Source organism: Amycolatopsis palatopharyngis (genome assembly GCF_003385185.1).
In the GTDB taxonomy this organism is placed as follows: domain Bacteria; phylum Actinomycetota; class Actinomycetes; order Mycobacteriales; family Pseudonocardiaceae; genus Amycolatopsis; species Amycolatopsis palatopharyngis.
This window is the reverse complement of record NZ_PQHZ01000018.1, coordinates 12,375-38,919: the sequence shown is the minus strand read 5'-3', so window position 1 is coordinate 38,919 and position 26,545 is coordinate 12,375. Positions and strand designations below refer to the sequence as shown.

The 26,545-nt window shown below is 65.7% G+C and carries 23 protein-coding genes; 18 read left to right on the top strand and 5 right to left on the bottom strand.

Annotated elements, in window-relative coordinates:
- The first annotated feature begins 15 nt into the window (after nucleotides 1-15).
- The 6 genes from D0C15_RS15800 to D0C15_RS15775 all read left to right on the top strand — a co-directional run bounded on the left by D0C15_RS15800 (nucleotide 16) and on the right by D0C15_RS15775 (nucleotide 8,020).
- A complete protein-coding gene (locus D0C15_RS15800; protein WP_116045916.1) occupies nucleotides 16-1,506 on the top strand; it encodes an aldehyde dehydrogenase in 1,491 nt (496 codons plus the stop codon).
- Nucleotides 1,507-1,535: 29 nt separating this feature from the next.
- Nucleotides 1,536-2,897 carry an aminotransferase family protein gene (locus tag D0C15_RS15795; RefSeq protein ID WP_116045913.1) on the top strand — a complete coding sequence of 454 codons (1,362 nt, stop codon included), beginning with the start codon at nucleotides 1,536-1,538 and terminating at the stop codon, nucleotides 2,895-2,897.
- A gap of 5 nt (nucleotides 2,898-2,902) precedes the next feature.
- Nucleotides 2,903-4,306 (top strand): APC family permease, encoded by a 1,404-nt coding sequence (locus D0C15_RS15790; RefSeq protein ID WP_116045911.1) that lies wholly within the window; start codon nucleotides 2,903-2,905, stop codon nucleotides 4,304-4,306.
- Between the two features lie 62 nt (nucleotides 4,307-4,368).
- Nucleotides 4,369-4,929: a DUF3156 family protein gene (locus D0C15_RS15785; protein WP_162830095.1), complete on the top strand. Its 561-nt coding sequence runs from the start codon at nucleotides 4,369-4,371 to the stop codon at nucleotides 4,927-4,929.
- Entirely contained in the window at nucleotides 4,926-6,365 is a 1,440-nt protein-coding gene (locus D0C15_RS15780) for a purine-cytosine permease family protein (RefSeq protein WP_116045907.1), read from the top strand. The genes D0C15_RS15785 and D0C15_RS15780 overlap by 4 nt, the downstream gene beginning before the upstream one ends.
- On the top strand, nucleotides 6,362-8,020 hold the full coding sequence (locus tag D0C15_RS15775) for an amidohydrolase (protein WP_116045905.1): 1,659 nt from the start codon (nucleotides 6,362-6,364) through the stop codon (nucleotides 8,018-8,020). The genes D0C15_RS15780 and D0C15_RS15775 overlap by 4 nt, the downstream gene beginning before the upstream one ends.
- A 218-nt stretch (nucleotides 8,021-8,238) precedes the next feature.
- On the opposite strand, the gene D0C15_RS15770 is transcribed toward D0C15_RS15775, so the two are convergent.
- Entirely contained in the window at nucleotides 8,239-8,889 is a 651-nt protein-coding gene (locus tag D0C15_RS15770; protein ID WP_245975864.1) for an alpha/beta fold hydrolase, read from the bottom strand.
- A gap of 425 nt (nucleotides 8,890-9,314) precedes the next feature.
- Between D0C15_RS15770 and D0C15_RS15760 the strand changes: the two genes are divergently transcribed.
- Nucleotides 9,315-10,091, top strand: coding sequence for an SDR family NAD(P)-dependent oxidoreductase (locus D0C15_RS15760; protein WP_245975853.1), 777 nt, complete (start codon nucleotides 9,315-9,317; stop codon nucleotides 10,089-10,091).
- Nucleotides 10,092-10,220: 129 nt separating this feature from the next.
- Here D0C15_RS15760 and D0C15_RS15755 read toward each other — a convergent pair whose 3' ends face one another.
- On the bottom strand, nucleotides 10,221-11,000 hold the full coding sequence (locus D0C15_RS15755; protein WP_245975852.1) for an IclR family transcriptional regulator: 780 nt from the start codon (nucleotides 10,998-11,000) through the stop codon (nucleotides 10,221-10,223).
- Between the two features lie 102 nt (nucleotides 11,001-11,102).
- Between D0C15_RS15755 and D0C15_RS34710 the strand changes: the two genes are divergently transcribed.
- The 10 genes from D0C15_RS34710 to D0C15_RS15705 all read left to right on the top strand — a co-directional run bounded on the left by D0C15_RS34710 (nucleotide 11,103) and on the right by D0C15_RS15705 (nucleotide 21,319).
- Nucleotides 11,103-11,750: an ABC transporter permease gene (locus D0C15_RS34710; protein WP_116045902.1), complete on the top strand. Its 648-nt coding sequence runs from the start codon at nucleotides 11,103-11,105 to the stop codon at nucleotides 11,748-11,750.
- A gap of 136 nt (nucleotides 11,751-11,886) precedes the next feature.
- Nucleotides 11,887-12,813 (top strand): ABC transporter ATP-binding protein, encoded by a 927-nt coding sequence (locus tag D0C15_RS15745; protein WP_211323209.1) that lies wholly within the window; start codon nucleotides 11,887-11,889, stop codon nucleotides 12,811-12,813.
- Nucleotides 12,803-13,582: an ABC transporter permease gene (locus tag D0C15_RS15740; protein ID WP_116045897.1), complete on the top strand. Its 780-nt coding sequence runs from the start codon at nucleotides 12,803-12,805 to the stop codon at nucleotides 13,580-13,582. Before D0C15_RS15745 ends, D0C15_RS15740 begins: the two co-directional genes overlap by 11 nt.
- A gap of 36 nt (nucleotides 13,583-13,618) precedes the next feature.
- Nucleotides 13,619-14,548: a glycine betaine ABC transporter substrate-binding protein gene (locus D0C15_RS15735; RefSeq protein ID WP_211323208.1), complete on the top strand. Its 930-nt coding sequence runs from the start codon at nucleotides 13,619-13,621 to the stop codon at nucleotides 14,546-14,548.
- A complete protein-coding gene (fae, locus tag D0C15_RS15730; protein ID WP_116045892.1) occupies nucleotides 14,545-15,048 on the top strand; it encodes a formaldehyde-activating enzyme in 504 nt (167 codons plus the stop codon). Before D0C15_RS15735 ends, fae begins: the two co-directional genes overlap by 4 nt.
- 2 nt (nucleotides 15,049-15,050) lie before the next feature.
- Nucleotides 15,051-16,160 (top strand): mandelate racemase/muconate lactonizing enzyme family protein, encoded by a 1,110-nt coding sequence (locus tag D0C15_RS15725; protein WP_116045890.1) that lies wholly within the window; start codon nucleotides 15,051-15,053, stop codon nucleotides 16,158-16,160.
- Nucleotides 16,157-17,659 carry an aldehyde dehydrogenase gene (locus tag D0C15_RS15720; RefSeq protein ID WP_116045887.1) on the top strand — a complete coding sequence of 501 codons (1,503 nt, stop codon included), beginning with the start codon at nucleotides 16,157-16,159 and terminating at the stop codon, nucleotides 17,657-17,659. The genes D0C15_RS15725 and D0C15_RS15720 overlap by 4 nt, the downstream gene beginning before the upstream one ends.
- Nucleotides 17,660-17,718: 59 nt before the next feature.
- On the top strand, nucleotides 17,719-18,621 hold the full coding sequence (locus D0C15_RS15715; protein WP_116045885.1) for an NAD(P)-dependent oxidoreductase: 903 nt from the start codon (nucleotides 17,719-17,721) through the stop codon (nucleotides 18,619-18,621).
- Between the two features lie 2 nt (nucleotides 18,622-18,623).
- Nucleotides 18,624-19,799 carry an iron-containing alcohol dehydrogenase family protein gene (locus tag D0C15_RS15710; protein WP_116045883.1) on the top strand — a complete coding sequence of 392 codons (1,176 nt, stop codon included), beginning with the start codon at nucleotides 18,624-18,626 and terminating at the stop codon, nucleotides 19,797-19,799.
- Nucleotides 19,800-19,825: 26 nt separating this feature from the next.
- Nucleotides 19,826-21,319, top strand: coding sequence for an NAD-dependent succinate-semialdehyde dehydrogenase (locus D0C15_RS15705; RefSeq protein ID WP_245975851.1), 1,494 nt, complete (start codon nucleotides 19,826-19,828; stop codon nucleotides 21,317-21,319).
- 27 nt (nucleotides 21,320-21,346) lie between these two features.
- Here D0C15_RS15705 and D0C15_RS15700 read toward each other — a convergent pair whose 3' ends face one another.
- Entirely contained in the window at nucleotides 21,347-22,945 is a 1,599-nt protein-coding gene (locus tag D0C15_RS15700) for an alkaline phosphatase D family protein (RefSeq protein WP_116045881.1), read from the bottom strand.
- Nucleotides 22,946-23,099: 154 nt separating this feature from the next.
- On the opposite strand from D0C15_RS15700, the gene D0C15_RS15695 reads away from it, so the two are divergent.
- Nucleotides 23,100-23,684 carry a hypothetical protein gene (locus D0C15_RS15695; protein WP_116045878.1) on the top strand — a complete coding sequence of 195 codons (585 nt, stop codon included), beginning with the start codon at nucleotides 23,100-23,102 and terminating at the stop codon, nucleotides 23,682-23,684.
- A 211-nt stretch (nucleotides 23,685-23,895) separates the two neighbouring features.
- Here the strand turns inward: D0C15_RS15695 and D0C15_RS15690 are convergent, their stop codons facing one another.
- A complete protein-coding gene (locus D0C15_RS15690; protein ID WP_245975850.1) occupies nucleotides 23,896-24,777 on the bottom strand; it encodes a peptidase inhibitor family I36 protein in 882 nt (293 codons plus the stop codon).
- Nucleotides 24,778-25,174: 397 nt separating this feature from the next.
- The gene (locus D0C15_RS15685) at nucleotides 25,175-26,107 is read right to left on the bottom strand and encodes an NBR1-Ig-like domain-containing protein (protein ID WP_116045873.1); all 933 of its coding nucleotides are present in this window, start codon (nucleotides 26,105-26,107) and stop codon (nucleotides 25,175-25,177) included.
- Nucleotides 26,108-26,545 lie beyond the last annotated feature (438 nt).

Below are 26,545 nucleotides of genomic sequence, written 5' to 3'. Positions count from 1 at the left end.
GGCGAAAGGAGCGCGATGGCCACCCCCAGCTACCAGCGTTGGCGCGAGCTAGCAGCAGCGCTTGTGCCCCGCACGGAAGCCTTCATCAACGGCAAACCGGCACCCGCCCGCTCCGGCCGTACGTTCGCGACTGTCAATCCCGCCACCGGTCACACACTCGCCGAAGTCGCGGAATGCGGCCCGGAGGACGTCGACGCAGCCGTGCTGGCGGCCCGCCGCAGTTTCGAGGACGGAGTGTGGTCGCAGGCGAGGCCGGACGACCGCAAGAGTGTCCTGCTCCGGCTCGCCGAACTGATCACCGAGCACGGCGAGGAACTTGCCCTGCTCGACTCGCTCGACATGGGAAAGCTCGTCACCGACGCCCACCAGATAGACGTGCCGGGCGCCGCGGGGCTGTTCCAGTGGTACGGCGAGGCGATCGACAAGCTCTACGGCGAGATCGCACCCACAGGGCCCGGTGACCGAGCGCTGGTCAGCAGAGTACCACTGGGTGTGATCGGTGCCGTCGTACCCTGGAACTTCCCGCTGGACATGGCCACCTGGAAGCTGGCTCCAGCATTGGCGGCGGGTAACTCCGTGGTCCTCAAGCCCGCCGAACAGTCACCGCTCTCGGCGTTGCGTCTCGCCGAACTCGCGACGGAAGCCGGTCTGCCCGACGGCGTACTCAACGTGATTCCCGGCTACGGCGAAATCGCCGGAAGGGCGCTGGGCCTGCATCCGGATGTGGACGCCATCGCTTTCACCGGCTCCACCGCCGTGGGCAAACTCTTCCTGCGCTACTCCTCGGAGTCCAACCTGAAACAGGTCTGGCCGGAGTGCGGTGGCAAGAGCCCCAACATCGTCTTCTCGGACTGTGCCGATCTCGACGCTGCCGCCGACGCGGCATGTGCCGGCATCTTCGCCAATCAGGGCGAGGTGTGCTCGGCCAACTCACGCCTGCTCGTCGCCCGCGAGGTCCACGAAGAACTGGTGGCACGAATCGCCGCCACCGCACCCGACTACGCACCAGGAGACCCGCTCGACCCGGCGAGTCGACTCGGCGCCCTTGTGGACGAGGCCCACACCAGGCGGGTACTCGAGTTCATCGAGGACGGCAGAAACACGGCTCACCTGGTCACCGGCGGATCGCGGACACAGGTCGGCGGGCGCGGTTGCTTCGTCGAGCCGACGGTCTTCGACAATGTGGAACCGGGCAGCCGGATCGAACGCGAAGAAATCTTCGGCCCGGTCCTCTGCGTGACCCCCTTCGACGACGAGGCGCACGCGATCGAACTGGCCAACGCCAGCCGCTACGGCCTCGCCGCTTCGGTGTGGACGTCGGATCTCGCTCGCGCTCTTCGGATGTCCGATGCCCTCCGGGCGGGCACCGTCTCGATCAACAACGTGGACGCACTGAGCCCCCAGACCCCGTTCGGCGGATTCGGCCAGTCCGGGTTCGGCCGCGATCTCTCGTTGCACGCACTCGACAAGTACACCGGCCTGAAAACCACGTGGATCAAGTACTGACGACGGAACCACCGACAAAGGAGCTCGCCATGTCTCTCACCACCCAGGCCGTGGATGTCAGTGTCGATCTGGCCGCAGTGGACCGCGATCGGATCATCCACCCGTACCTGCCATCCACCACTCAGGAACGAGTCATCATGGCTCGTGGACAGGGGTCCGCCCTCTGGGACACCGAAGGGCGCGAGTACCTCGACGCCACCGGGGGGCTCTGGCTCGCACAGGTCGGGCACGGCCGGAAGGAACTGGCCGACGTCGCCGCCGCGCAGATGCGGGAACTGGAGTACTTCACCAGCTTCTGGGAGTTCTCCAACACCCCGGCGATCACACTGGCGGACCGGCTGGCCGGGCTCGCCCCCGACCCGATCAGCCACGTGTACTTCACCAGCGGTGGTTCAGAAGGCGTCGAGGCCGCGTTGAAAATGGCTCGATACCACCACCACCGCCGGGGCGAAGGTGACCGCACGTGGATCCTCGCGCGACGCAACGCGTATCACGGCATCGCCTTCGGCGGTGCGACCGCGAACGGATTTCCGCTCTACCACGAGGGTTTCGGCCCGATGCTGCCGCATGTCGAGCACCTCACTCCGCCGTGGCCGTACCGGCAGGACCTCTTCGAAGGCGACGACTGCACGGACTTCTGCATCGACGAGCTGGAGAAGACCATCGAACGTATCGGCGCGAAGAACATCGCGGCGATGATCGGCGAACCGATCATGGGTGTCGCCGGTATGGTGGTACCCCCGGGCGACTACTGGCCACGGGTACAGGAAGTGCTGCGACGCAACGGGATCCTGCTGATCTTCGACGAGGTCGTCACCGCCTACGGCCGTGTGGGGAACTGGTTCGCCGCGCAACACTTCGGCGTTCAGCCCGACATCATCGTCACCGCGAAGGGCATCACGTCCGGGTACTTCCCGCTTGGCGCGGTACTCACGAGTGAGCAAGTTGCCGAGACGATGCGTAGTGAGCACGGGTTCCCGATGGGCTACACCTACAATGGACATCCGACCGGATGTGCCGTCGCGCTGGCCAATCTCGACATCATCGAGCGGGAAGGCCTGCTCGAGCGCGCCGGCGAGATCGGCACGTACCTGCTGGCGCGCCTGCACCAGGAGCTACAGGATCTACCGATCGTCGGAGAAGTCCGGGGCATCGGCATGATGCTCGGTATCGAACTGGTGACCGACACGAGCAGCCGCACACCACTGCCGAACCCCCAGGCCGTGGCCGACGCCGCACGGCGTGATCACGGCGTCATCGTCCGGGATTCGAGCCAGGGGATCGTCCTGTCGCCCGCACTGACCTTGACACACGAGGAAGCGGATCGCGTCGCCATCGCCCTCCGCGCCGTACTCGAGCGCACCAGCACCGACGGAACCGTGAGGAGCTGAGTGCCATGAGTGCTCCCGCACTTCAACGCGCGCTCGGGTTCTGGGGCGCGCTGTTCACCGGCATCGGGCTGGTCGTGGCCGCGACCACCCTCACCACACTGGGCAACGGGTTCGGTCTGGGTGGCCCGGCGTTCGCGGTCGCTGGGCTCGCCGCGCTGGCCATCATGATCCTCATCGCCTTCTCCTACTCGGAGCTGGCAAACCTGGTGCCGGGCGCGGGGATGATCGGCGCCTACACCGCACCCGCACTCGGGCGCGGTCCGGCGATCTTCGGAGTGCTCGCGGGTTACATCGTCCTGGTGGCCACGGTCGAACCGGCGAACCAGATGGTCGGCGGATTGGCCGCACAGCAGCTCGTCCCGGGAATCTCGCCCACCGTGTTCGCGATCGTCGTCACCCTGACGTTCTGTGTGATCAACCTGGTGGGTGTCCGATGGTTTGGCCGCGCACAAGCGGTGGTCACCACCGCGATGATGCTGGCGCTGGTCGGTTTCGGCATCGCCGGGCTGCTCGAGGTCGGCGGTGGCACCCCGCTGGCCGAGCCGGTTCCGTTCAATCCCGGCGGCTGGCTCGACGTCGCCCACCTCGTCGCGCTCGGTGTCTACCTGTTCATCGGGATCGAGTTCATCTGCCCGATGAGTGAGGAGATTCGCCGCCCTGGCCGGATAATCCCCCGTGCGATGATCGCCGGGCTCGTCCTCGTCTTCACCGTGGACATGATGTTCGGGTTCGCCGCCTTGAAATACGTCGGCCTCGCCGAACTCGCGACGTCGGCGGTCCCGCACCTGCTGGTGGCCGAGGGCATCGCGGGAAAGACGGGACTGCTCATCCTTACCGCCGCGACCGTGCTCGCCGCAGCGAGTTCCGTCTCGGCGATCCTCGCAGCCGTACCGCGCATGCTCTACGGTCTCGCCCGCGACGGCATGCTCCCCAGGGTGTTCGCCTGGGTACACCCGAGGTTCCGCACGCCATGGGTGTCGGTGATCGCCGTCGCAGCGCTCATTGTCATCGCACTGTTGACCGTGGCGGGTAGCGAGTCGGTCCTCACGCTGATTCTGGTGGCGACCGTCATGTGGCTTGCCTCCTACATTCTGGCGCAGGTCGACGTGATCGTTCTCCGCAGGCGCTACCCGGACGCCCCCCGTGGATTCCGGGCACCCCTGTACCCACTGCCGCAGATCGTCGGAATCGCCGCCTGCGTCTGGATGATCGTGAGCATCCATCCCGACTCCGGCGTCCGTACGACGGTCTGGCTCGGGGCCGCGGGATGCACAGCGGTCATCCTCGGCTACGCCTTCGTCTGGCTCAAGCTGATCAAGAAAGTTCCGTTCTTCGCACCCACGCCTCTGCACTCATCGGACGGGTCAGCCGAACCCGCGGCTTCGGTCGTGTCGGGTGAGCCACGATGAGGGCCCGCACCGGGATTTCAGGCGCTTCCCCGTCCGACCCGGTTCGGCAGAGCAGTGGCGTCATGGCACGTTCTCTGGCGGCCCAGGCGATGCCGTTCCAGCAGCACGGCACGCGGGTATCGGTCCGGCAGCCCACACGGATCGAACTGGAAGGCTCGCCTCATCCGATTGTGCTTCGCTACCGCACCCAGCGTCTGCTGCTGGCACGGATCCATCAGCTCCAGGTCTGCGTGACCGTCACCGGTGAAACCGGACCGTCTGAGCCCTGCACCATGGAATTGTCCCACCGTGGCAAGGAGAACGGTCCGAACTGGACCTGCCGTGGCGGCGGAACGGCGGTCAACGGCCCCACCGGTGTCGCGATCGAAGCCCTCGCGCGCACCGTCGATCTGGTCAGCTGCACGGCCGACTGGAGTCCGGCCACCGGTCAATGGCACTTCTGCATCGAGCCCTACGCCGGAAGCCATCTCCGCGTCTACTTTCCACCGATCACCTACACCACGTCGCTGGATCCCCGTGAGGCCGGGGTGATCAGTGGCGCCCTTGCCGAGTTGTCCACCATGCTGCCCGGCCGGAAGGACAAGCGCACTACCCATCTCGAGTCAGCAGGAGGCACGGTATGACCACCGAAACCAACGCCTACCCGGAACCTTCCCATCCCCCGCTGCTCGAGAAGCACACGATCGGCGCGGTTCCGCTGGCAGACCGGCACGGCTCGGGACGTGGACTGTTCGGTATCTGGCTGGGCATCAACATGCTCCCGCTCACGGTCGTCACCGGCGCACTGGCTACTGTCCTGTTCGGACTTTCACTGGGCTGGGCAATGGTGGCGATCGTCGCGGGCAATGTCCTCGGCGGTGTGTTCATGGCCCTGCATGCGGTTCAGGGACCGCAGCTGGGAGTCCCGCAGATGCTGCAGGCGAGAGGTCAGTTCGGTGCCCGTGGTGCCGCGCTCGTCGTGGCCATCGCACTGGTGATGTTCGTCGGCTTCTTCGTGTCCAATCTGGTGGTCGGGGCGCAGGCACTGCACCAGGTCATCCCGGACGTGAGCGTGACTTCGGGCATCGTGCTCGCGGCCGCGGTGAGCCTGGGAATCTCGATCTTCGGGCTTCGGCTGATCCGCTTCTTCATCACGCTCTGGGCCGTGGTCATCGGCATCCTCGCGGTGGTGGCCGCCATCTGGATCTACACCACCGGATTGACCGGATCCGCTCTCGCCGGTGGCGGCTTCTCCATGGTGGGGTTCTTCTCGATGCTGGCCGTCGGGGCCGTCTGGCAGATGGCCTACGCACCCTATGTGTCCGACTACTCTCGCTACCTGCCCGTCGGCACCGGAGCTCGTGGCGCGTTCTGGGGAACCTACGGAGGCTCGGTTCTCAGCGCGGTGCTGATGATGGGACTCGGCGCCGTCGTCGGCGTCGCGGCTCCGGGCGCGGAACCGATGACCGGCCTCGGCAACCTGATGGGCGGTGCGGGCGCGTTCATCCTGCTCGCGTTCGCGCTCGCCTCGGCGAGCACCAACGCGGGCAACATCTACTGCGCGATGCTCAACGCCCTGACTCTCGGCGAGACATTCCGCCCCGGCTGGCTTCCCCGGGTCCGGGCCCGAATCACCACGACGATCGCGCTGCATGTCATCGGACTCGTCGTCGCGATCCTCGGCCAGGGCGATTTCCTCAGCAGCTTCAAGAACTTCATCCTGATCCTGCTCTATGTCCTCGTCCCCTGGTCGGCGATCAACCTGGTCGACTACTTCCTCGTGCGACGTGGACACTACGAGGTCATGGACTTCTTCGCGCCCGACGGTGGCCGCTACGGTCACTGGAACTGGACCGCACTCGCGGTCTATCTGGTCGGCATCGTCGTCCAGGTGCCGTTCGCGGTGACGGCCCTCTACACAGGACCGATCGCGGTCGCGCTCGGCGGTGTCGACCTCGCCTGGATGGCGGGTCTGCTCGTGTCCGGCGGCCTCTACTACCTGCTCGCCATGCGCTCCGAGTCGTCAAGGGCAGGAGACACCGGCCGGTTGGAGACAGCCTCGGCGGTGACGGAATCATGAGCACCACGGGCTTCGACACGATTTTTTTCAACGGCAACGTTCTGACGAGCCCTGGGACTCCCGGCCGGACCGCGGTCGCCGTCAGTTCGGATCGAATAGTCGCGGTCGGCGACGACCGTCTGCTGGAGCACTGTGGCCCGCATACGGAACGAATCGACATGCGCGGCGCGACCCTGCTGCCCGGTTTCCAGGACGCCCATGTTCATCCCATCGAAGCTGGTCTGCGCAGGCTTCGATGCGACCTCTCCGAACTGCCGCATTCGCGCGACGAGTACCTGCGGGCCATCCGCGCGTACGCGGATGGGAACGCGGATGCCTGGATCCTCGGCGCGGGCTGGTACGGCGACGTCTTTCCCGGCGGACTGCCGTCCAGGCAAGACCTGGACGCGGTCGTACCCGACCGGCCTGTAGTGCTCGCGAGCCACGACGCGCACGGGATCTGGGTCAACACCTGCGCGCTCCGCCGCGCGGGAATCGACGACGCGACACCCGACCCGCCTGGCGGCAGGATCAACCGCGACGCCGAAGGAACAGCCACCGGGGTACTCGTCGAGTCGGCGGCAGATCTGGTCACCGAACTGATCCCGCCCCCCAGCCCCGAGTTGATGGAACGGGCTCTGCTGGAGGCGCAGCGGCACCTGCAATCCCTCGGTGTCACCACTTGGCAGGACGCGATCATCGGCTCGATGTGGGGAACCCCGGACAACCTGCCGACATATCTCTCACTCGCCCAGGACGGCAGACTCACCGCTCGTGTTGTCGGGGCTCTGTGGTGGACGGCGAACCGCGGGCTCGGGCAACTGGACGAACTGAAGGAGCGCAGGGCGGCCAGTGGACTCGGCCGCTTCCGCGCGACAAGCGTCAAAATCATGCAGGACGGCATCTGCGAGAACTGCACGGGATCCATGCTGACGCCGTATGCCTCGGGCTCGACCGGGCACGGCGACACCGGAATGTCCTTCATCCCGCCAGGTGAGCTGGCGCAGATCGCCAGGGCGTTGGACGCTGACGGATTCCAGATCCACCTGCACGCGGTCGGTGATCGGGCCGTACGGGAGAGCCTCGACAGCCTCGAGTACGCACTCGGGTCCAACGGACCGACTGACAACAGGCATCAGATCGCACACCTGGACGTCGTCCATCCGACCGACATACCTCGATTCAAACAACTGGGAGTCGTGGCGAACATCCAAGCGCTGTGGGCCAGGAAAGACCGCGAGATCGTGGAACGGAAGCTGCCGCTGCTGGGCCAGGAACGCGCGCGATGGCATTTTCCCTTCGGCTCGCTGGCCCGATCGGGCGCGATTCTCGCGATGGGCAGCGACTGGCCGGTCACCGACCCCAACCCGCTCTGGGCGATTCACACGGCGGTCCATCGAACCGGTCCTCCGGAGGATCCGCACGCCGTCGGGGACGAAGCCCTCACCGAACCGCTGGAGGCCGCAGAAGCCATCGACCTCCGCGCCGCGCTGACCGCGTACACGATGGGATCGGCGTACGCCAACCACCTGGACCACGAGACGGGCACCATCGAGGCAGGCAAACTCGCCGACCTTGTCCTGCTGGACCGGGACATCCTGACGACGCCACAGATCAGCTCGGCGCAGGTGACACTGACAATGGTTGGCGGAGAGACCGTATTCCGATCGCGGTGACGACAACCGGCACGCCGGCACGGTGGTGAACGGGCCGGACCGGGAGGACCGCGAATCGCCCTGCGGCGGGCTCATGAAAAGAATCTCGTCCGCTCTGACCGGAACAGATCGCGCTCGGCGGTGATGGACTCCGGTGCGTGCACCTGCCGACCCGGGCTGATGTTTCCGGCGAGTCGAGGATCCAGCGGAAGTCACCGGAGCGGGGTGCCAGTTGGGCTTCAGACGGCGAGAAAGCCACGGATCTCGCCGCTGATCGCCGGCCAATCACGACCGAGCCAGATGAAGTGGCTGTCGGCGTTGCTCTCGAGCAGATCGCCGTGCGGAAGCATCGCGGCAAGCGCTTCAGCGTGGGCGAACGGTACGGAACCGTCGTTACGGCTGGCGATCACGAGGGTGGGCTGCGACACGTCGGCGAGGTCGTCTCGGACAACGGCGAGATCGTTGCGGAACCCGCGACCTGACCGCATTCGGGAGAACAATTCGATCAACATCCCGCGTTCCTCGGTGGACAGCGCGGCCACGACTTGCCGGGCCGGAAGAGCGGCGAGGTCACCCAGCAGCATGCGCAGGCCGGTATCGGGCGCGGTGCGCATGATCGCGCGAACTGCCGACCATGTGGCGCGTTCGGTGGAAGGGGCGAACGCGACCCGGGCGGCCAAGCGGGTCCGCGCATCCGGCCACGGAATCGGACCGACCGCACTTTCCAGGATGACTCGCCGCACCAGGTCCGGATGGCGGGCGGCTGTCGCCATCGCGGTAGGTCCCCCGGCCGAAATGCCGACGACCGCGGCGACACGAGTGATGCCGAGATGGCCGCACAGCGAACGCACGACATCCGCGAATCCACTGGCTGTCGTGCCAGTCGCCAGGGGCGTACGACCGTAGCCGGGGCGCGAGGGCGCGAGGGCACGAGCACCGAACAGCCGGCATTGACGAACACGTCCTCGCCGAGCGCGAGTCCGGCACGCATATGCCCGCCGTGGAGGACCACCACTGTGGTACCGCCCCGCTGGTCGAACCGGTACTCGACCACGCCACTATCCAGTTCCGCGGTCACGGTGGGACGGGTGACAACGGTCATGACAGCCATGATGGCCCACCGCGTCGAGCGCTGGCGGGCAGCAGCGCGAACATCCGACGGCCACTTGGCGAACTGGGTCGTGCTCATCCGCGATCGGGCGGTCGAGGACAGACAAACTGAACACGGAAACGCCCCAGTGTCAGTAAGGTCGCACGCGCCACTTTCCATCCAGCACAACCAAAGGCCCGCGCAGTCGGGTGGAGGACATCTCTGATGACGACGAAGACAACGCGCGTCGCCGTGGTGACCGGAGCCGGGCGGGGGATCGGCCTGGCCATCGTCAAGGCCCTCGTCGAAGACGGGTACACGGTCGTCGCGGGCAGCCGCACCGTCACCGGCTCACTGAAGGAACTGACCCCGGACGCGCTCGAGGCCGATCTGAGTAGTCCCGACGAACCCGCACGCGTCGTGCAGTACGCCCTCGACCAGCACGGCGGCATCGACCTTTTGGTGAACAACGTCGCGGGCACCTCGACACCTCCAGGTGGCTTCCTGCAGCTCGATGACGAAGCATGGCTGCACACGTTCAACGTGACGTTCATGTCGAACATCCGCGCCACGCGGGCCGCACTCCCGAGCCTGCTCGACCGTCGTGGCGCGGTGATCAACATCAGTTCGGTGAACGCGAAGGTGCCACAGCCGCGCCTGATCGCACAGTCTGCGGTCAAGGCCGCGGTGTCGAACCTCGGCAAGGCGCTCGCCGAGGAGTTCGGCAGCCGTGGTCTGCGGGTGAACACGATCTCGCCGGGCCCGGTGTGGACCGACCTGTGGACCTCCCCCGGCGGGCCCGGTGACATGCTGGCCCAGCGAGCTGGCTCCACTCTGGAGTCCTTCAAGGACCAGCTCCCGGCCACGGTCGGCCTTTCGACCGGCGAGTTCGCCCACCCGGAGGAGATCGCCGCACTCGTGGTGTTCCTCGCTTCCGGGCGAGTGGCCAACATGAGTGGCGCCGATCTGGTGATCGACGGCGGGATGATGAAGACGGTCTGAGCCCACTGGGGATGGCAACCAGCGATCCCGCGCTTGCGGCGGGGTCGCTGGCTACCTGTCGGCGCTGGAATCCTCGATCTTGGGCGGTCTTGTGCCGACGCCGCTGCACGGTTGCGAGCGGGTTCTTCCTCAGCTGTCTTCGTTGACCAGTCGATGGGTGAGTTGCTGCGCGGCGCCGACAACAAATCGGCCTGCTGCCTCGAGCCGGTCCCCAAGGCGCGCTTTGGGTGCGGTGATGTTGATCGCGGCCACGATCCGGCCGTTGAAGTCACGCACCGGCGCGGAGCAACCGACCACTCCGTGTTCGAACTCCTCGTCCACTGTGGCGTACCCGTGTGTCCTAATATTGTCTATTTCGGACAGAAGTTGATCCGGATGCTGTATGCGGGGGTGCGCGCCGGCCGTTGCCAGCTTCTCCGCAGTGAAGAAGGCGCGTATCGCATCGGTGTCCCAGTCGGAAACGAGTACCCTGCCAGCCGATGTCGCCGCGGCAGGTACCGCCACCCCTTCCCAGCCCACCCCGCGGAAAGCGTGTGACGGAGTTTCGCTGGCAATGGTGAGGACGTCGTTTCCGCGGAGCACGCACAACACGGTGGTCTCCTGCACGCGGGCGACGACGCCCCGCAGGTAGGGCGTGGCGATGGTGACCAGCCGCGACTCGAGTGTTCGGGCAGCGAGCGCGAACAGCCGCCAACCGAGGCGGTAACCCAGGGTTTGCTCGTCACGTTCGACCAGCCCCTCTTCCGCCATGGATGACAAGGCCCGCGACACCTGCGACTTCTCCCGGCCGACCAGTTCGGCCACCTTGGTGACACCCATCGGCCCACCTCGGCCGGACGGCCCGTGTGCGAGCACATCGAGAATCTCGAGGTCGCGTCGCAGTCCCGCCGCGTTGACCCGCGTTGCCACATTCGCTCCCATCACCGTTGCCATATGGACAACTCGTATTGCTCGTAAACCTACCCGATTGTAGCTTCCTGTTGTCGCCGTCACACGAAAGGAGGTGGGCAGGTGACGTTCATCGAGTACCTCGACTTCAACTGGGACGACCTCCTCGTGATGAGTCTCGAGCACCTCACGGTCGTGGTGCTGGCGCTGGGAATCGCCACGGTGGTCGGGTTGGGAGTGGGCGTGCTGACCTGGCAGAGCCCGCGCTGGTCCGGCATCGCTGTGTCCACAGCGGGAGGACTTCTCACTATCCCCTCGCTGGCACTGCTGGCCCTGTTGATCCCGTTCTTCGGCCTCGGTTGGGTGCCCTCGGTCATCGCACTGGTGGTCTACTCACTGCTGCCGATCGTGCGGAACACCATCGCCGGGTTGCGAAGCGTCGACACGGCGATCCTCGAGGCTGCCAACGGCATGGGACTGTCGCGACCGACCGCGATCTGGCGCATACAGCTACCGATGGCGTGGCCGGTGATCATCACAGGCATCCGGGTCGCAGCGCAGATGTTGTTCGCCATCGCCGCCATCGCCGCTTACGTCGCCGGGCCTGGCTTCGGCAACGAGATCTTCGCCGGCCTTTCCCGGCTTGGCGCGACGAACGCCCTCAACCAGGCCATCGCCGGCACGGTCGGAGTCGTCCTGCTCGCACTGGCTTTCGACGCCGCTTTCATTCTCATCCGCCGTCTCACGACTTCGAGGGGGCTTCGTGTCTAATCCCGTTCCTGTCGCAGATGCTCGCCGTCCGGACCTTGACTCACCTGCCGCACGTTCGCATGGCGCTGCTATCCAACTCGTCGATCTGACCAAGCAGTACCACGGTCAATCCGTTCCCGCTGTAGAGAATGTCTCGATGGACATCGCCCCCGGCGAGTTGGTGATGTTCCTCGGCCCCTCCGGTTGCGGCAAGACCACCACGATGAAGATGATCAACCGGCTCATCGAGCCGACGAGCGGGCAGATCCTCATCGACGGGCAGGACGTCCTGCGGATCGACCGGAACGAACTCCGCCGCAGCATCGGGTACGTCATTCAGCAGATCGGACTGTTCCCACACATGACGATCGGGGACAACATCGGCCTGATCCCACGGCTGCTCGGCTGGAAGGCGACGAGGATCGCCGGCCGTATCGACGAGTTGCTCGAACTGGTGGGCCTGGACCCATCGGCGTACCGCGGGCGGTATCCGCGGCAACTGTCCGGTGGGCAGCAGCAACGGGTGGGCGTCGCCCGCGCGCTCGCCGCCGATCCGCCGATCATGCTGATGGACGAGCCGTTCGGTGCGACCGATCCGATCACTCGGGAACACCTGCAGAACGAATTCCTGAAACTGCAGAAGGAACTGCGTAAGACGATCATCTTCGTCACGCATGACTTCGACGAGGCCATCAGGCTCGGTGATCGGATCGCGGTTCTCCGAGAGCGTTCCGTGATCGCCCAGTTCGATACCCCCGAGCGGATCTTGTCCGCACCGGCGGACGACTACGTCGCGAGTTTCGTCGGCTCCGGCGCCGCGATTCGGCGGATGGGGTTGACGACGGTCGGCGACGCGATGCACCAGGGCGTGCTCGGTCCGGAGATACCGGGCGGAGGCACCGACGAGATAGTGGTGCGCTGCGAGGACACGATCCGGGACACCATCGACGCCATGCTTCGCGGAGGACGCGCGCGGGTCACCGTGCACGACGCGGCCGGACATCCGCTGGGCAGTCTCGACTTCGACCGGGTGTGTGAACTATGGGCACGAGCAGGCCAGGTGGATGGTTCCCATGTCCGTTGACACGCTCGGTTCAGCATTCGCGGTGAATGCGGGTGAACGCTGGTCGCGGCGCGCACTGGTCAGACATCTGCTGACCCCGGCGGTGCTGGCGAGCGTCGTCCTCGCGCTGTACCTATGGGTTTCGAACCAGGAACTCGACAGTATCGAGGCCAGGGTCCTCAATGCCGGAATGATCGGTGACGCGACGCTGCAGCACCTGAAACTCACGGCGATCGCCACAGCAGCAGTGGTACTGATCGCGATGCCGCTCGGTGTCCTGCTGACGCGACCGGGGACCCAGTGGCTCACACCATTCGCGCTCGTCGCGGCCAATGTGGGTCAGGCGACGCCCGCGCTCGGCGTCCTGGTCATCATGGCGATGGTGTTCTCCATCGGCCAGAACATCGCGATCGCGGCCCTGATCGCCAGCGCCGTGCTACCGGTCCTGCGGAACACCATCGTCGGTATCCAGCAGGTGGACCGGAACCTCGTCGAGGCCGCGAGCGGCATGGGCCTCACTCCGCTGCAGGTGCTGCGCAAGATCGAACTGCCGCTCGCGATACCAGTGATGCTGGCAGGTCTGCGCACCACGATCATCATCTGTGTCGGTGTCGCGACAGTAGCCACCTTCGTCAACGCAGGAGGACTCGGCGACATCATCATCGCCGGGATCAAGACGACCCGGACTCCGATCCTCGTCACCGGCGCCGTACTCACAGCCGTCGTCGCGTTCACCCTCGACTGGCTCGCGGGAGTCCTCGAAAAGTCGGTTCGCCCACGCGGACTCTGATCCGCACACCACCGTTTCTGGAGAACAACCATGTATGTGCGCAAGCTTCTAACCCTGGCGACCGCAGGCCTTGCGACGGTCGCGCTCGCCGGATGCGGGTCCGGGGATGCCTCGGTCGGTGAAGGATCGCTGGCAGGCGCGTCCTTCGTCGTCGGCGCAAAGGACTTCAGTGAGCAGAACATCCTTGCCTCTCTCACAGCCCAGCTACTGGCCGCCAACGGTGCCGACGCCGAACCCAAGCAGATCACCGGCTCGGTCAACACCCGTAAGGCCTTGGAGTCCGGCGAAGTCGACCTGTACTGGGAGTACACCGGGACCGGATGGATCACCTACCTCAAGCACACCAAACCGATCGGTGATCCGGAGGAACAGTACTTGGCGGTGAAGAAGGAAGACGGCTCGCGGAATGCCATCGCGTGGCTGGAGCCGGCTGACTTCAACAACACCTACGCCCTCGCCGTCCGGCGCGAGTTCGCCGAGGAGAAGGACCTGGCCTCCCTATCCGATCTTGCCGCGTTGGCGAAGTCGGATCCACAAGCAGTGACCGTCTGCGTCGAAAGTGAGTTCGCCGCGAGGGACGACGGGCTCAGCGGACTGCTCAAGACCTATGACATCGACGTTCCCCGCCAGCAGATCAAGACCCTTGACACCGGGGTGATCTACACCGAGACGGACAAAGGCGGCACGTGCAACTTCGGCGAGGTGTTCGCCACCGACGGCCGGATCGCGAATCTGGATCTGACCGTGCTTACCGACGACAAGCAGTTCTTTCCCGTCTATCAAGGAGCACCGACCTTGCAGCAGGCGACGCTGGACAAGCACCCGGAGATCACGCAGATCCTGGCACCTCTGTCCGAGAGGCTCGACACCGAGACGATGCGGCGACTCAACGCCCAGGTCGACGTCGATGGCCTGGACGCCGACGACGTGGCGGAGAAGTGGCTGGAAGAGGAGGGACTGCTGTGAGCGAGGTGCAGATCGGCGAGAGCTTCATCGGTGAGGGCGACGAAGCAGCGCACGTCAATACGGTTCTCGGCCCGCGAGACGGCTCCGTGGGTACCGCCTGGGCGAGTGCCTTGGCCAGCCCGAGCCCTGGGCACCAGCCGTTCGTCGCCATCCTTCGCCCCGGGTTACCCGTCAAGCCACTGACCCTCTTCGTCAACAAGGCCACGATCTCCGAGCACGACCACGGATTGCTGCACTGGGGTCCAGCGCAGGCAGGTATCGCGGCCGGAGTCGCGGACGCCGTTGCCGACGGAGTGGTTCGGGCCGAGCAGGTGGATGAGCTCGCGTTGATCACCGCGGTCTGGGTGAACCCGGCCGCGAAAGACCCCGACCTGGTCTACGGCAACAACCGTGCGGCGGTTCGAACCGCGCTGACCGCGGGGGCCGCTCGGGAACCAGACCTCGAAAGCGTGCTCAAGGCCCGCGCCCGCCCCCACAATCCCTTCTACACAGCGGACTGAGAATGAAGATCACCAATATTCGGCTAGACCGGCTCCGGCTGAACCTCGACCCGCCGTTCCACGCCGCATGGGACCCGACCCCGCGAACGCATTTCGACGCGACTGTGGTGCGGGTCGAGACCGACCAGGGCATCGTCGGCATCGGGTCCGGCGACACCATGGACGGGTTCGAGGCGTTCGAGCACCTGTTCATCGGCACCGATCCGTTGCAGATCATGCGTCAGATCAGGGCCATCGAGACCATCAACTTCCATGCCGGACGGTTCTGGCCGCTCGAAGTCGCGCTGTGGGACATCATCGGAAAAGTCACCGGAGTTCCGGTTTCGGTGTTGTTCGGCAACATGGCCACCCGCATTCCCGCTTACATGTCCACCGGGGAGCTGAAGAGTCCAGAGGAACGGGTCGAGTCGGCGCTCATCGCGCGAAAGCAGGGGTTTCGCGCGATGAAGATTCGGATCGACCGGCACGGCATCGAGCGGGGGATCGCGTCGGTACGGGGTGTGCGCGAGGCCTTGGGGGACGACTTCACCATCATGGTCGACCTCAACCAGGCATGGCGGATGGCAGGCGATGTCGACCCGGCATTGGACGTCAAGACCGTATCCCGCACCGTGCGCCGCCTCGAGGAAATGGGCGTGTTCTGGGTCGAGGAACCTCTGCCCTACACCGACCTCTCGGGCCTCAAGGACCTGCGCGCTTCGACGGGACTGCGGATCGCAGGTGGGGAGATGCTTCCCTCGTTCAACGACGTGCTCACCTATCTGGACCACGACCTGCTCGACGTGTATCAAATGGACTGTGTACTGGCCATCGGCATGCACCGCAGCCGTACCGCGGCGGAACTCGCACAACACCGCAACCGCCAGTTCACCCCACACAGCTGGACCAACGGCATCGGCGTGCTCGCCAACCTGCATGTCGCCGCGGGCGTCGGAGCGGCACCCTACTTCGAGTTCCCCTACGACCCGTCGGGATGGACCGCCGAGCGGCGGGACTTCATGCTCACGAAGCCGGTGTGGATCGACACCGATGGATACGTCAATGTCCCTGACACACCAGGGATCGGCGTGGAACTGGACGAGGACGCGGTCGAGAGGTGTGCGGTGCGATGAGCGACTTGCTGAAGCGCAGCCACGAGGACTGGGTGCGGGCCGCGAGGAACAGCACGCCGGAAGGACGCATGTTCGTCGACGGCGACTATCGGCCAGCGCTGTCCGGCGAGACGTTCGAGTCACGTACTCCTCGTGACGGCAGTGTCATCGCCAAGGTGGCGCGCGGGAGGGCGATGGACGTCGACTCGGCGGTCCGCGCCGCTCGATCGTCCTTTGAGGACGGATGCTGGCGATCGCTGGCGCCCCGCGCCCGCAAGCAGATCATGTTGCGGTGGGCCGAACTCGTCCGGGAGCACACCGAGGAACTCGCGCTACTCGAAACACTCGACGTGGGCAAACCGATCGCCGAGTCGGTTCGGGTCGACGTGGCGTCCGCGGCGTTCTGCCTGCAGTGGTATGCCGAAGCGCTGGACAAGATCTACGACGAGGTGGCGCCCAGCGGTGCGGGAACGTTGGTGACGATCACCCGTGAGCCACTCGGGGTGGTCGGTGCCGTTGTCCCGTGGAACTACCCACTGATCATCGCCTCGTGGAAGCTCGCTCCCGCACTGGCCGCCGGCAACAGCGTGGTCCTCAAACCGGCGGAACAGTCGTCGCTGTCCGCGCTGCTGCTGGCCCGGCTGGCGATCGAGGCCGGTGTTCCGGCCGGCGTGTTCAACGTGGTGCCGGGACTGGGCGCGGAAGCAGGCCAGGCCCTCGGCAGGCACCCCGACGTCGACAAGATCGCCTTCACCGGCTCAGGCGAGGTGGGCAAACTCTTCCTGCGCTATGCGGGCGAGTCCAACGGCAAGCAGGTGCAACTCGAGGCGGGCGGCAAGTCGCCGCAGCTCGTACTGGCCGACTCCAGCAACCTGCCTGCCGCGGCCGAGGCGATCGCCTGGGGAATCTGCTACAACGCCGGCCAGACCTGTAACGCGGGATCGCGGCTGCTCGCCGACCGCGCTGTGAAGGACGAACTGCTGTCCCGGGTCGTCGACATCACGGGAAGGTTCGTCGTCGGCGATCCGCTGGATCCCGCCACCACGATGGGACCGATCGTGGATCAGAGTCAGCTCGACACGGTGCTCTCCTACATCGATCTCGGCCGCGAAGAAGGCGCCGATCTGATCGGCGGACGGCGGTTGAATCCGGACAGTGGTGGGTATTTCGTCGAGCCCGCTGTCCTGGACAAGATCGCCAGCACCAGCCGGGTGGCACAGGAAGAGATCTTCGGTCCCGTCCTGTCCGTGCTGGAATTCGAGGGCGTCGAGGAAGGTCTGGAGCTGGCCAACCAGACCGCCTACGGCCTTGCCGCCTCGGTGTGGACCAAGGACCTGGCCACCGCTCACCGCGTCGCCAGCAGACTTCGTGCTGGGACGGTGTGGGTCAACACCTTTGACGCCACGGATGTCTTCGCTCCCTTTGGTGGTTTCAAGGCTTCCGGTTCCGGCCGCGACAAGTCCTTGCACGCCATGGACGAATACAGCGCACTGAAGACCACCTGGATCGACTTCTCCTGAACACCGGCCATCCGCGCCGGCCTTTCTCAACTCCGTCTTTCTCGCCAAGTGAGGTACTCGTGAAGGTTGGATTCATCGGACTCGGGCACATGGGTGGACCCATGTCGCTCAACCTGCTGCGGGCCGGTGTCCCGCTCGTGGTGCACGACAGAAACAAAGAAGCCGCGGAGCAGCACGTCACGCTCGGCGCGTCATGGGCCGACACGCCGGCTGAGGTGGCGGCCGAGGTCGACGTCCTGATCACGATGCTCCCCGGACCGCGCCAGGTCGAGAGCGTCCTGATCGGCTCCGGCGTGGTCGAGGAACTGCGCGCCGACGCCGTGTGGATCGACATGTCCACCTCGACGCCGGAGGCTGCGCGTACCGCGGGCGAACGCCTCGCTGAGCGTGGTGTCCATCGGCTGGACGCTCCGGTCAGCGGGATGGCGAGTGGGGCGACCGAGGGCACCCTGCAGATATTCGCCGGTGGTGACACCGAGATCTTCGAGCGGTGCAGCCCACTGCTGGAGATCATGGGCGATGCGGAGCGGATCTTCCTGGTCGGCGGCCACGGGGCCGGGTACACGGTGAAGCTGATGGTGAATCTGCTCTGGTTCTCGCATCTGGTCGCCACCGCCGAGGTACTCACCATTGGCGTAAAGGCCGGGGTCGACCTGAATGTGCTCCGGCAGTCCCTGATCGCGAGTCCCGCGAACTCCCGGTTCCTGGAACGGGACGTGGCAGGCATTCTCGAACACGGGGACTACGACGAGTCCTTCGCCATGATGCTGGCCTGTAAGGATCTCGGGCTGGCAGTCGATCTCTCCCGCGACGTGAACGTTCCCGTGGAGCTTTCGGCGGTCGTGGAACAGATCTACCGCCGGGGCAAGGCGAAGTACGGTGGCCTTGCGGGGGAGATGATTCCGGTGCGGCTCTATGAGGAACTGGCAGGAATCGACCTGCGCGTCCCGGCGGGAGCGTGAGCATGAACGAACTCGTCGGCCCGCTTTCCGGCACAGCGTTGAGTATCGAACCGCACGCGCATGTCGATTTCGGGGCCTCCGCGGTGGATCACCTGCCCCAGGCGATCGCCCACGTCGGACACCAACGGGCTTTCGTCGTCACTGACAAAGGGATGCGAGCGACGGGAATTCTCGGCCGGGTGCTTCGCATCCTGGATCGGGCCGACATCGAGACCGCACTCTACGAGGGCGTCGAATCGAACCCGACCACCCGAACGATCGACGATGCCGCTGCCCAGGTTCGGCGATTCGGCGCCGCTGCCGTGGTCGCCGTCGGCGGAGGCTCCGCTCTCGATGCCGCCAAAGGCATCGCCCTGCTTGCCGCGAACCGTGGTGTTGCCCGGGACTACGACTACACCGCGGAACCGCCGTTTCCCGGGCTGCCGATCGTGGCTGTACCGACTACGGCGGGGACTGGGGCCGAGACCAACGGCTTCGGCGTGATCGAGGATCCTGTTGCCCGCTGCAAGGTCTACATCGGCCATGCGAGCGTACGTCCGCGTTACGCCATACTCGATCCCGAACTCACCGTGGGCCTACCGGCGAGAGCGACAGCCGCGACCGGAATGGATGCCCTGACACACGGCATCGAGTCGCTTGCCTCCAAGGGAGCCAACCCACTGTCGGTGGCCTACGCGACCGAGGCCATCCGGCTGGTCAGCTCCAGTCTGGTGACCGCCGTGGCCGACGGTTCCGATCTCGACGCCCGATCTCGATTGATCATGGGGTCGCACCTGGCCGGCCTCGCGCTGACCCTCAGCGGGCTTGGCCTGGTGCACGGCATCGCGCACACCATCACCAATCACACCGGCGCCGTGCACGGACTCGCGCTGACCGCGGTGCTCGACGAAGTCATGAAACGGTCGGTCGACGTGGCCGAATCGCCGTACAGCCTGGTCGCACAGGCGATGACATTGCCGACGTCCGCCGATACACGGAGCGACGCCCGATCCGCGATCACCGCGGTTCGCGACCTGGCCGACGACGTCAAGGCCCGTCTTCCACTTCGAGACCTTGGCGTCGATGACTCCATGGTCGCCTCGATCGCGCGAGGCGCCCTCGAGGACCTCGTCAGTGGCAACCATCCACGGTTGTTCGCCCAGGCCGAGATCGAAGAGATCCTGACGGTTTCGCTGTGACCGAGCGGACAAGTGAGCGACGAAAGATGACCACGATTTCAGGCAAGCCGACCGGCATGCACACCGATCGGGAGCGACGAGTGCTCGATGCCGTGCGCACCGGCGTCCTCATCGCAGGCACCTGGCGGCCTGCCGGATCCGGACGCACGTTCGAGGTCGTCGATCCGGCTACCGAGCTTCCGCTGGTCGCTGTCGCCGATGGCGGCCCCACAGACGCGCGGGCAGCCTTCGATGCCGCCTGCGCGGCGCAGCCAGGCTGGGCGGCGACAGCCCCGCGGGAACGGGCAGAGATACTGCGCCGCGCCTTCGACGGGCTGGTCGCGCGCACCGAAGAACTGGCGCTGCTCATCACCCTGGAGATGGGCAAGCCACTGGCCGAGTCGCGGGGCGAGGTCGCCTACGCGGCGGAGTTCCTGCGCTGGTTCTCCGAGCAGGCGGCACATATCGGAGGTACCTACCGACCAGCTCCGGCAGGCACTCAACGGCTCATCACCCACCGGCAGCCGGTTGGCCCGTGCCTGCTGATCACCCCGTGGAACTTCCCGTTGGCCATGGGCACACGCAAAATCGGTGCGGCCATCGCCGCGGGTTGCACGATGGTGCTCAAACCCGCCGAGCTGACACCACTGGCCAGCTTCATCCTGGCGGAAGTACTCAGCGAAGCAGGTCTGCCGCCTGGTGTGCTCAACGTCGTCACCTCCTCGGATGCGGCAGCACTGGTGGCCCCCATCCTGGCCGATTCCCGGCTCCGCAAGGTGTCTTTCACCGGATCGACCGAGGTCGGCAAGATCCTGCTGCACAAGGCGGCGGACACGGTCCTGCGCGCGTCGATGGAACTCGGCGGAAACGCGCCATTGATCGTGTTCGACGACGCGAACCTCGACGCCGCGGTCGAGGGAACGATGGTGGCGAAGATGCGCAACATGGGCCAGTCCTGTGTGGCGGCGAACCGGCTGCTGGTGCACGAGTCCGTCGCCGAGGAGTACGTCGAACGGCTGGCAGAGCGGATGGCGGCCCTGCGCGTCGGCCGGGGTACCGACGACGGAGTCGAGGTCGGCCCGCTGATTGACGAGAAGCAGCGGCAGAAGGTCGCCGGGCTGGTGCAGGACGCCGTCACCCGCGGAGCCCGGCGCGTCACCGGTGGCCCGCTGACAGGCGATCGGGGTTACTTCTTCTCACCCACTGTGCTGGCCGATGTGCCCGCGACCGCTCGGATCGCGCAGGAGGAGGTCTTCGGGCCAGTCGCGGCCATCACGACGTTCCGTGGTGAGGACGAGGCCTTGACCCTGGCCAACCAAACCCGGTTCGGGCTCGTCGGCTACGTCTTCAGCCGTGACATCTCACGAGCGTTTCGCGTGGCGGAAGCCCTAGAAACCGGGATGGTCGGCATCAACGAAGGACTGGTGAGCAATCCAGCGGGTCCATTTGGCGGTGTCAAGCAATCAGGGCTCGGACGTGAGGGCGGCGACGAAGGCATCGAGGAGTACCTGAGCACCAAGTACATGGCAATGGCGCTGTAGCAGAAGTAGTGCTGGCACCGGCGCCCGTCAGGAGGTGAGCGGCAGGCGGGAATGCTCCACCAGCCCGTGCGGTTCGGCGCGCTCGAGCACCGCCACAGCCTCGCGGCCGTGCAGATCGAGCGTCATGATCGCATTTCCGAAGTACGGACCGATCTGGCGTTCCCACTCGACGGGCAGCGGCGATACCCCGGCCCTGCGCGCCAGCCACCGGGTCATCCTGGTCACGGTCCGGGACCACCCGGCATGGAAAGGTACTCGGACCACGCGGGGGGCCATGTTGTGGACAGGTGAACACGTCAGCTGGTGGACCGCCGAACGGACCCGCTCGGGAAACGTCGCCCGTGCGATGTAGGAGTGGTGAACGTCCCCGGACAACACCGAAATCGTCGCGGGGTGGACGTCGGCCCTGCCCACCCGGGCGATGAGGGCGGTCAGCCGGTCGAACGACGTGCGGAACGCGGCCCAGTGTTCGAGGTCAACGGCCTGGCGGATCCGTTCGGCCTGCCTGGCCCGCAGTCCCCCTCGGCCACACGCCACCTCGTTGATCGACTCGAGGTCGGAGATGGCGGGTGGCAACAGCCACGGCAGCGACGAGCCGACGAGCAGGTGGTCAACGTCGCCCTCGGCGTGCTGCTCGACCCACGTGAACTCGTCCTCATCGAGCATGGAGCGGTGGCCGGCGCCCAAAATGCGCCCGGCCCTCGTGTCGACCACAAGCAACCGGATCCGCCCGAACTGCCGGACGTAACTCCACCGGGCCTGTTTCACACCGCTCAGTTCGTCGTCGGCGACGTCCGCGAGCTCGCGCAGCACGGCTGTGCGGTCCCCTGGTTGCTCGAGTACCTCGGCGACCACCGGATCCGTGGCCAGTGCGTCCGGCCCCAGGTTGCCGAGGTGCTGGTACACCCAGTACGACATGAACGCGCCCCGCAGTCGCTCGGCCCACCACGGTTCCTCGCGCATCTGCTCACGCCAGACATCCGAGGTGTTCCAGTCGTCGCGTACGTCGTGATCGTCGAAGATCATGCAGACGGGAATCGTGGACAGGAGCCACCGCACGGACGGTTCCGACCAGGTCTCCCGGTAGAGGTGGGCGTACTCCTCGAAGTCCGCCACCTCGGTGCCCGGCGGCTGACTCAGGTCGCGGCGTTGCGCGAGCCAGTGCTGGGTCGCTTCCGTGGTCTCGTCGGCGTACACCTGGTCACCGAGCAGCAGCAGCGCCTGCGGCCAGTCACGCTCGGGTAGCTCCCGCATCCGCTCCGCGTAGCGGATCAGGGCGTCGTCACCGAGGGAAGGAAGCGTGCTCGGCTGGCGACAGGAACCGAAGACCAGGCGGAAGTGCCCATCGTCGCCAGGCAACGTCAGGATCCGGCTGGCCGGGAACCGGCTGTCCGGCTCTGGCCACACCGTCCGGTCGTCGAGCCGCACCTCGTACTCGGTACTGGTGCCCGGTTCGAGTCCGGTCAGCACGACCAGGGCGTAGTGGTGACCGCAGATCTCGAACGTCGGCGCCCGCGCGGTGTGGACAGCTACGACACACGGACCGCTCGTCTCGACCCACACCGTCGCGGACGACTCGTCGACGTGCCGTAGCAACGGCCCGAGCAACAGTTCGACATTCGTCACGAGTGGCAAGGCTAATCGCTTGGGGAAGCTCGATCGACACAGGCGGTGGGCCGCGCGGGACGGCCGCCGCTGATGAGCGGTACGCCGGGAGTTTGATCCGTAAGCAGGTGGGTAGCCACCTGCTTAGTCGAGAAGGCCGGATAACGGAGGGACGATGGCGGCGTTCGAAATCTCCCAGTTCCCGCCGTTGGCGCTGGGTTTCTTCGGTCTCGGGACGGGCTACCTGATCTGGGGTCCCCAGGAGCTGTTCGGGTTCCCGCCACGAGATCCGTCTGTTGATCGCACCGTCGGCGTCTGGGGAATCTGGCTTCCAGGCTTCTGCCAGTTCGTCACCGGCACCATCCTGTTCGTTGGGCTGACCTGGTTCCAGGTCTTCGACGAACCAGCTTTGTACATGGCCGCGTTGGCGTTCTCCGCGTTCGGAATCCACTGGTTCGCCCTCGGCTGGAACCGGTACCGGGGTAACGATCCACGACCCAACGCCGGCATGTCGGTGGCGTTCGTCGTGCTCTCCGTACTCGGGATGTTCGTCTTCTTCGGAGTCGGGGATTGGCCCGTGGGGCTCCTGTTCGCCGGACTGACCTGGGTCTATGTCACCGACTTCTTCGCCAGTCTTGGAATCTCCCTTGCCGAACGCGTACTCGGCCTCGCGCACGTGGTGACCGGTCTGTGGTTGATGTATCTGACGTTCGCGGTCACGCTGAACTTCGCCGCTGGCTATAGCCTGCCACCCGCCTAGCTGGACCTGGTAGCTGCTGACCTGCGGTTCTCCCCTGCGCTCGCCGGCACCGGCCTCGGTTCCTCCGGACAGCGCTGGGCGGGCAGCGAAGCTCCGGTGGTGAGAAGCGTCTGGACCGACTCCTCCAGTTGCCGGAGCTTCGCTGCCCTACACCCGAACCCGGCCGGGTCAGGTCAACCCGCGGAGAGCGGATCCGGGAGCGCCGTTTCGATCAGTCGCCGTGGAGGTTCTGAATCGAGACATGGACGTGGTCATAGTGACCGAGGGTCACACTGGACCCGCCGTTGTAGGTGCGCCAGCCCTCGGACGAGCGCGCGACGCTCCAGATCTTGCCGTCCCAGATCACGTACCGGACGTCCAGCTGGCTGGCGTACTGCTGCAGCCATCGAGCCAGCTTCCAACCCTGCGCCTCCTGCGCCGAGTTGGGGTAGGACCCGATCGCGTCCGAGATCGTGCAGTCGAGGGCATTGCCGGTGTTGTGGTTACTCGTCGACGACTCGTAGCTGCGGTAACCGCCCACCCAGCAGTGCTGCTCACCGGTCAGCCGGGCGATCTGGTCGTCGACGAACTGCGTGCGGTCACTGGCATCGGGGGCCCGGCTGTCCGACGCCGGGTACGGGTTGTTCGGCGGTGCCGGGTACGGACCCGAGTCGTCGCCACCACCGCCACCGCCATCGTTGTCGCCGCTGTCACCGATCCGGTGGGAGGCGTTCTCGTTCTTGATGCCCGTCCTGAGATTGACCTTGTCACCGGACTGGATCGTCTGGCTCGCGCCGCCGTAACCGCTGTTGTAGTACACCGTGACCGGCTTGCTGGTGCGGTTCCAGGCCGAGGCGCCCTCGTTCTTCACGCACAGGCCCTGACCATTGCCCGCGCCCTTGAACTCGTAGCAACTCGGCTGGCTGGTGCCGTAGTCCGAAACCGATGTCTGGAAATCGGACACCGAGCCCTGCTGGTAGCTGTTGTAGTACAAGCAGAACTCGCCCTGCTCACAAACCCCGTTACGAGCCGTCGCCGCATTGGCGGTGGCAGCTCCGAAGAACACGCTGATCAGCGCACCGATCAGCGCTATAAAAGTAAATCTCTTTAACACTACACACCCTTCTTGATCTTCGAAGAACCCGGCAGTGGAGACATTGAACGCCATCCTGAAATTCGCGCCTCTCCCCCTCTTCCGGAACTACCGAAAGCCCGCTTATCCAGAAGCTTCGTTTCGGCGGGGACGAAATTAGCAGCGAGTTTTCGCCAATCCAACGTTCTAATGCCCAAACAATCGCTCTGGCCATTTGGCCAAATCGCCAACCCCACCTTGGCGAAGCCGTTACCCCAGGTCAGGACGGATTTGGCAGAACAGGAGGCGACGAGTGAAAGCCGCGTCCGTTTGGCGTAATGCGGCAGCGATTCTGGTTCTACCGGCTATTCGCGGGCGCCGTTCGACTGTTCTCGATAGTCCGGTTTCACGTGCGCAAATGGCGATCGACCGGTAAGGGTCACTTCTTCTCGCGCACGGTCACGTCGAGGAAGATCGGGTTCTTGTCCGGGAAGAGCAGACGCCGAGAGGCGTCGGTTGCCTTCCAGTAGATCTTGCAATGAGCAGGCGTCGCACTTGCGGTGACTCGCACCGTGATACGCACCGACTCCCCTGGGTCAGTGGTCGGAATGGGCACCATTTCGGGCGCCGAACACTCGGTGGTGTTCATCCTGGTCACGTACCGGCCCTCCCACCGGACCTGTCCGGTGTTGCGAAGCTGCCATACCTTCGTGAACACCTGGGCGGGCGCGACCACGGTGCCGTCCGGGATCGTGATGTCGCCCTCGAAAACCGCGTCATCGAACTGGGGGCTGTCGACCACGTTCTCCGGTGCGGGCACGCCAGAGGGCGAGAAGGACCAGCCGACCAGCAGTCCGACGCTGGCGACCACGACCAAGGCGGCGACAACGGCCGCGGTCAACTGAGGAAAGGTCGGACGGACAACGGGCCTGGGAGACGTTTCCGCTTCGTGAACAGCGGATTCCTCTTCGGGCGGCACAGGCGCCTGAAGTGGCGCATCGGCATCTTCTTGTCCGGCCGCACCGGCGGCCTTCCAGCGAGCCCGCCACTCTCGTTTGGTGTCCTCCGCGTCCGCACCGAGCGTGTCGACGGCCAGGACCCGGACGAACTCCCAGGTTGTCTCCCAGCTCGGAAGTGCGGTCCCGCGGGTCGCCGCGGACAGAGACGACCGGGACACCGCGGCGCCGAGCCGGGTGCGCATCGCCGCGTACGACGGGTCGCCCGCACGGCGCTTCAGATCCCAGAGTTCACGGGCGAACGTGGCCACGGGACCGCCGTCCGGATCCGGCGGCGTCGCCTTCCTGCCCCGGCGGCCTGCCGTTTCCTCGTTCTCCGTCTCGCCTGCCGCACCGTTCGGGAGGTCGCCCGCCACCACTCGCTCCTCGCGTCTCACCCTTTTCAACCGGCACAACCTAGCCAAACGGCGCACAAAACACATAAACGACAACGACATTCGTAGCCAGCCGACCGTCGTCGCGAACCTGTGGAGCAAGCGAGTTCGCCCCATTCGATCGGCCGCCAATGATCAGAAACAAGCTGGTCAGAACGCCTGCCACGAACCTGGCCGGAGGGTCGGAATTCGCTGGAACCGCAGCAGCCCCGCCCCGGCCCGTGTGCCGCGTGTCACTGCCCTGTCGTCCGGACGAACACAATTCATGCGCACATGAACTATGCATGATCGTCGTGATTTTTTGCGCGAATCGTGGTCCGCAAACTTGTGCCATGGAGAACCGTCAATACGATAATTTCCACCGACTGCGCTGAATGGTCCAACCGAATTGGTTCATTGGGCTGTGGAGCAGAGGTGATT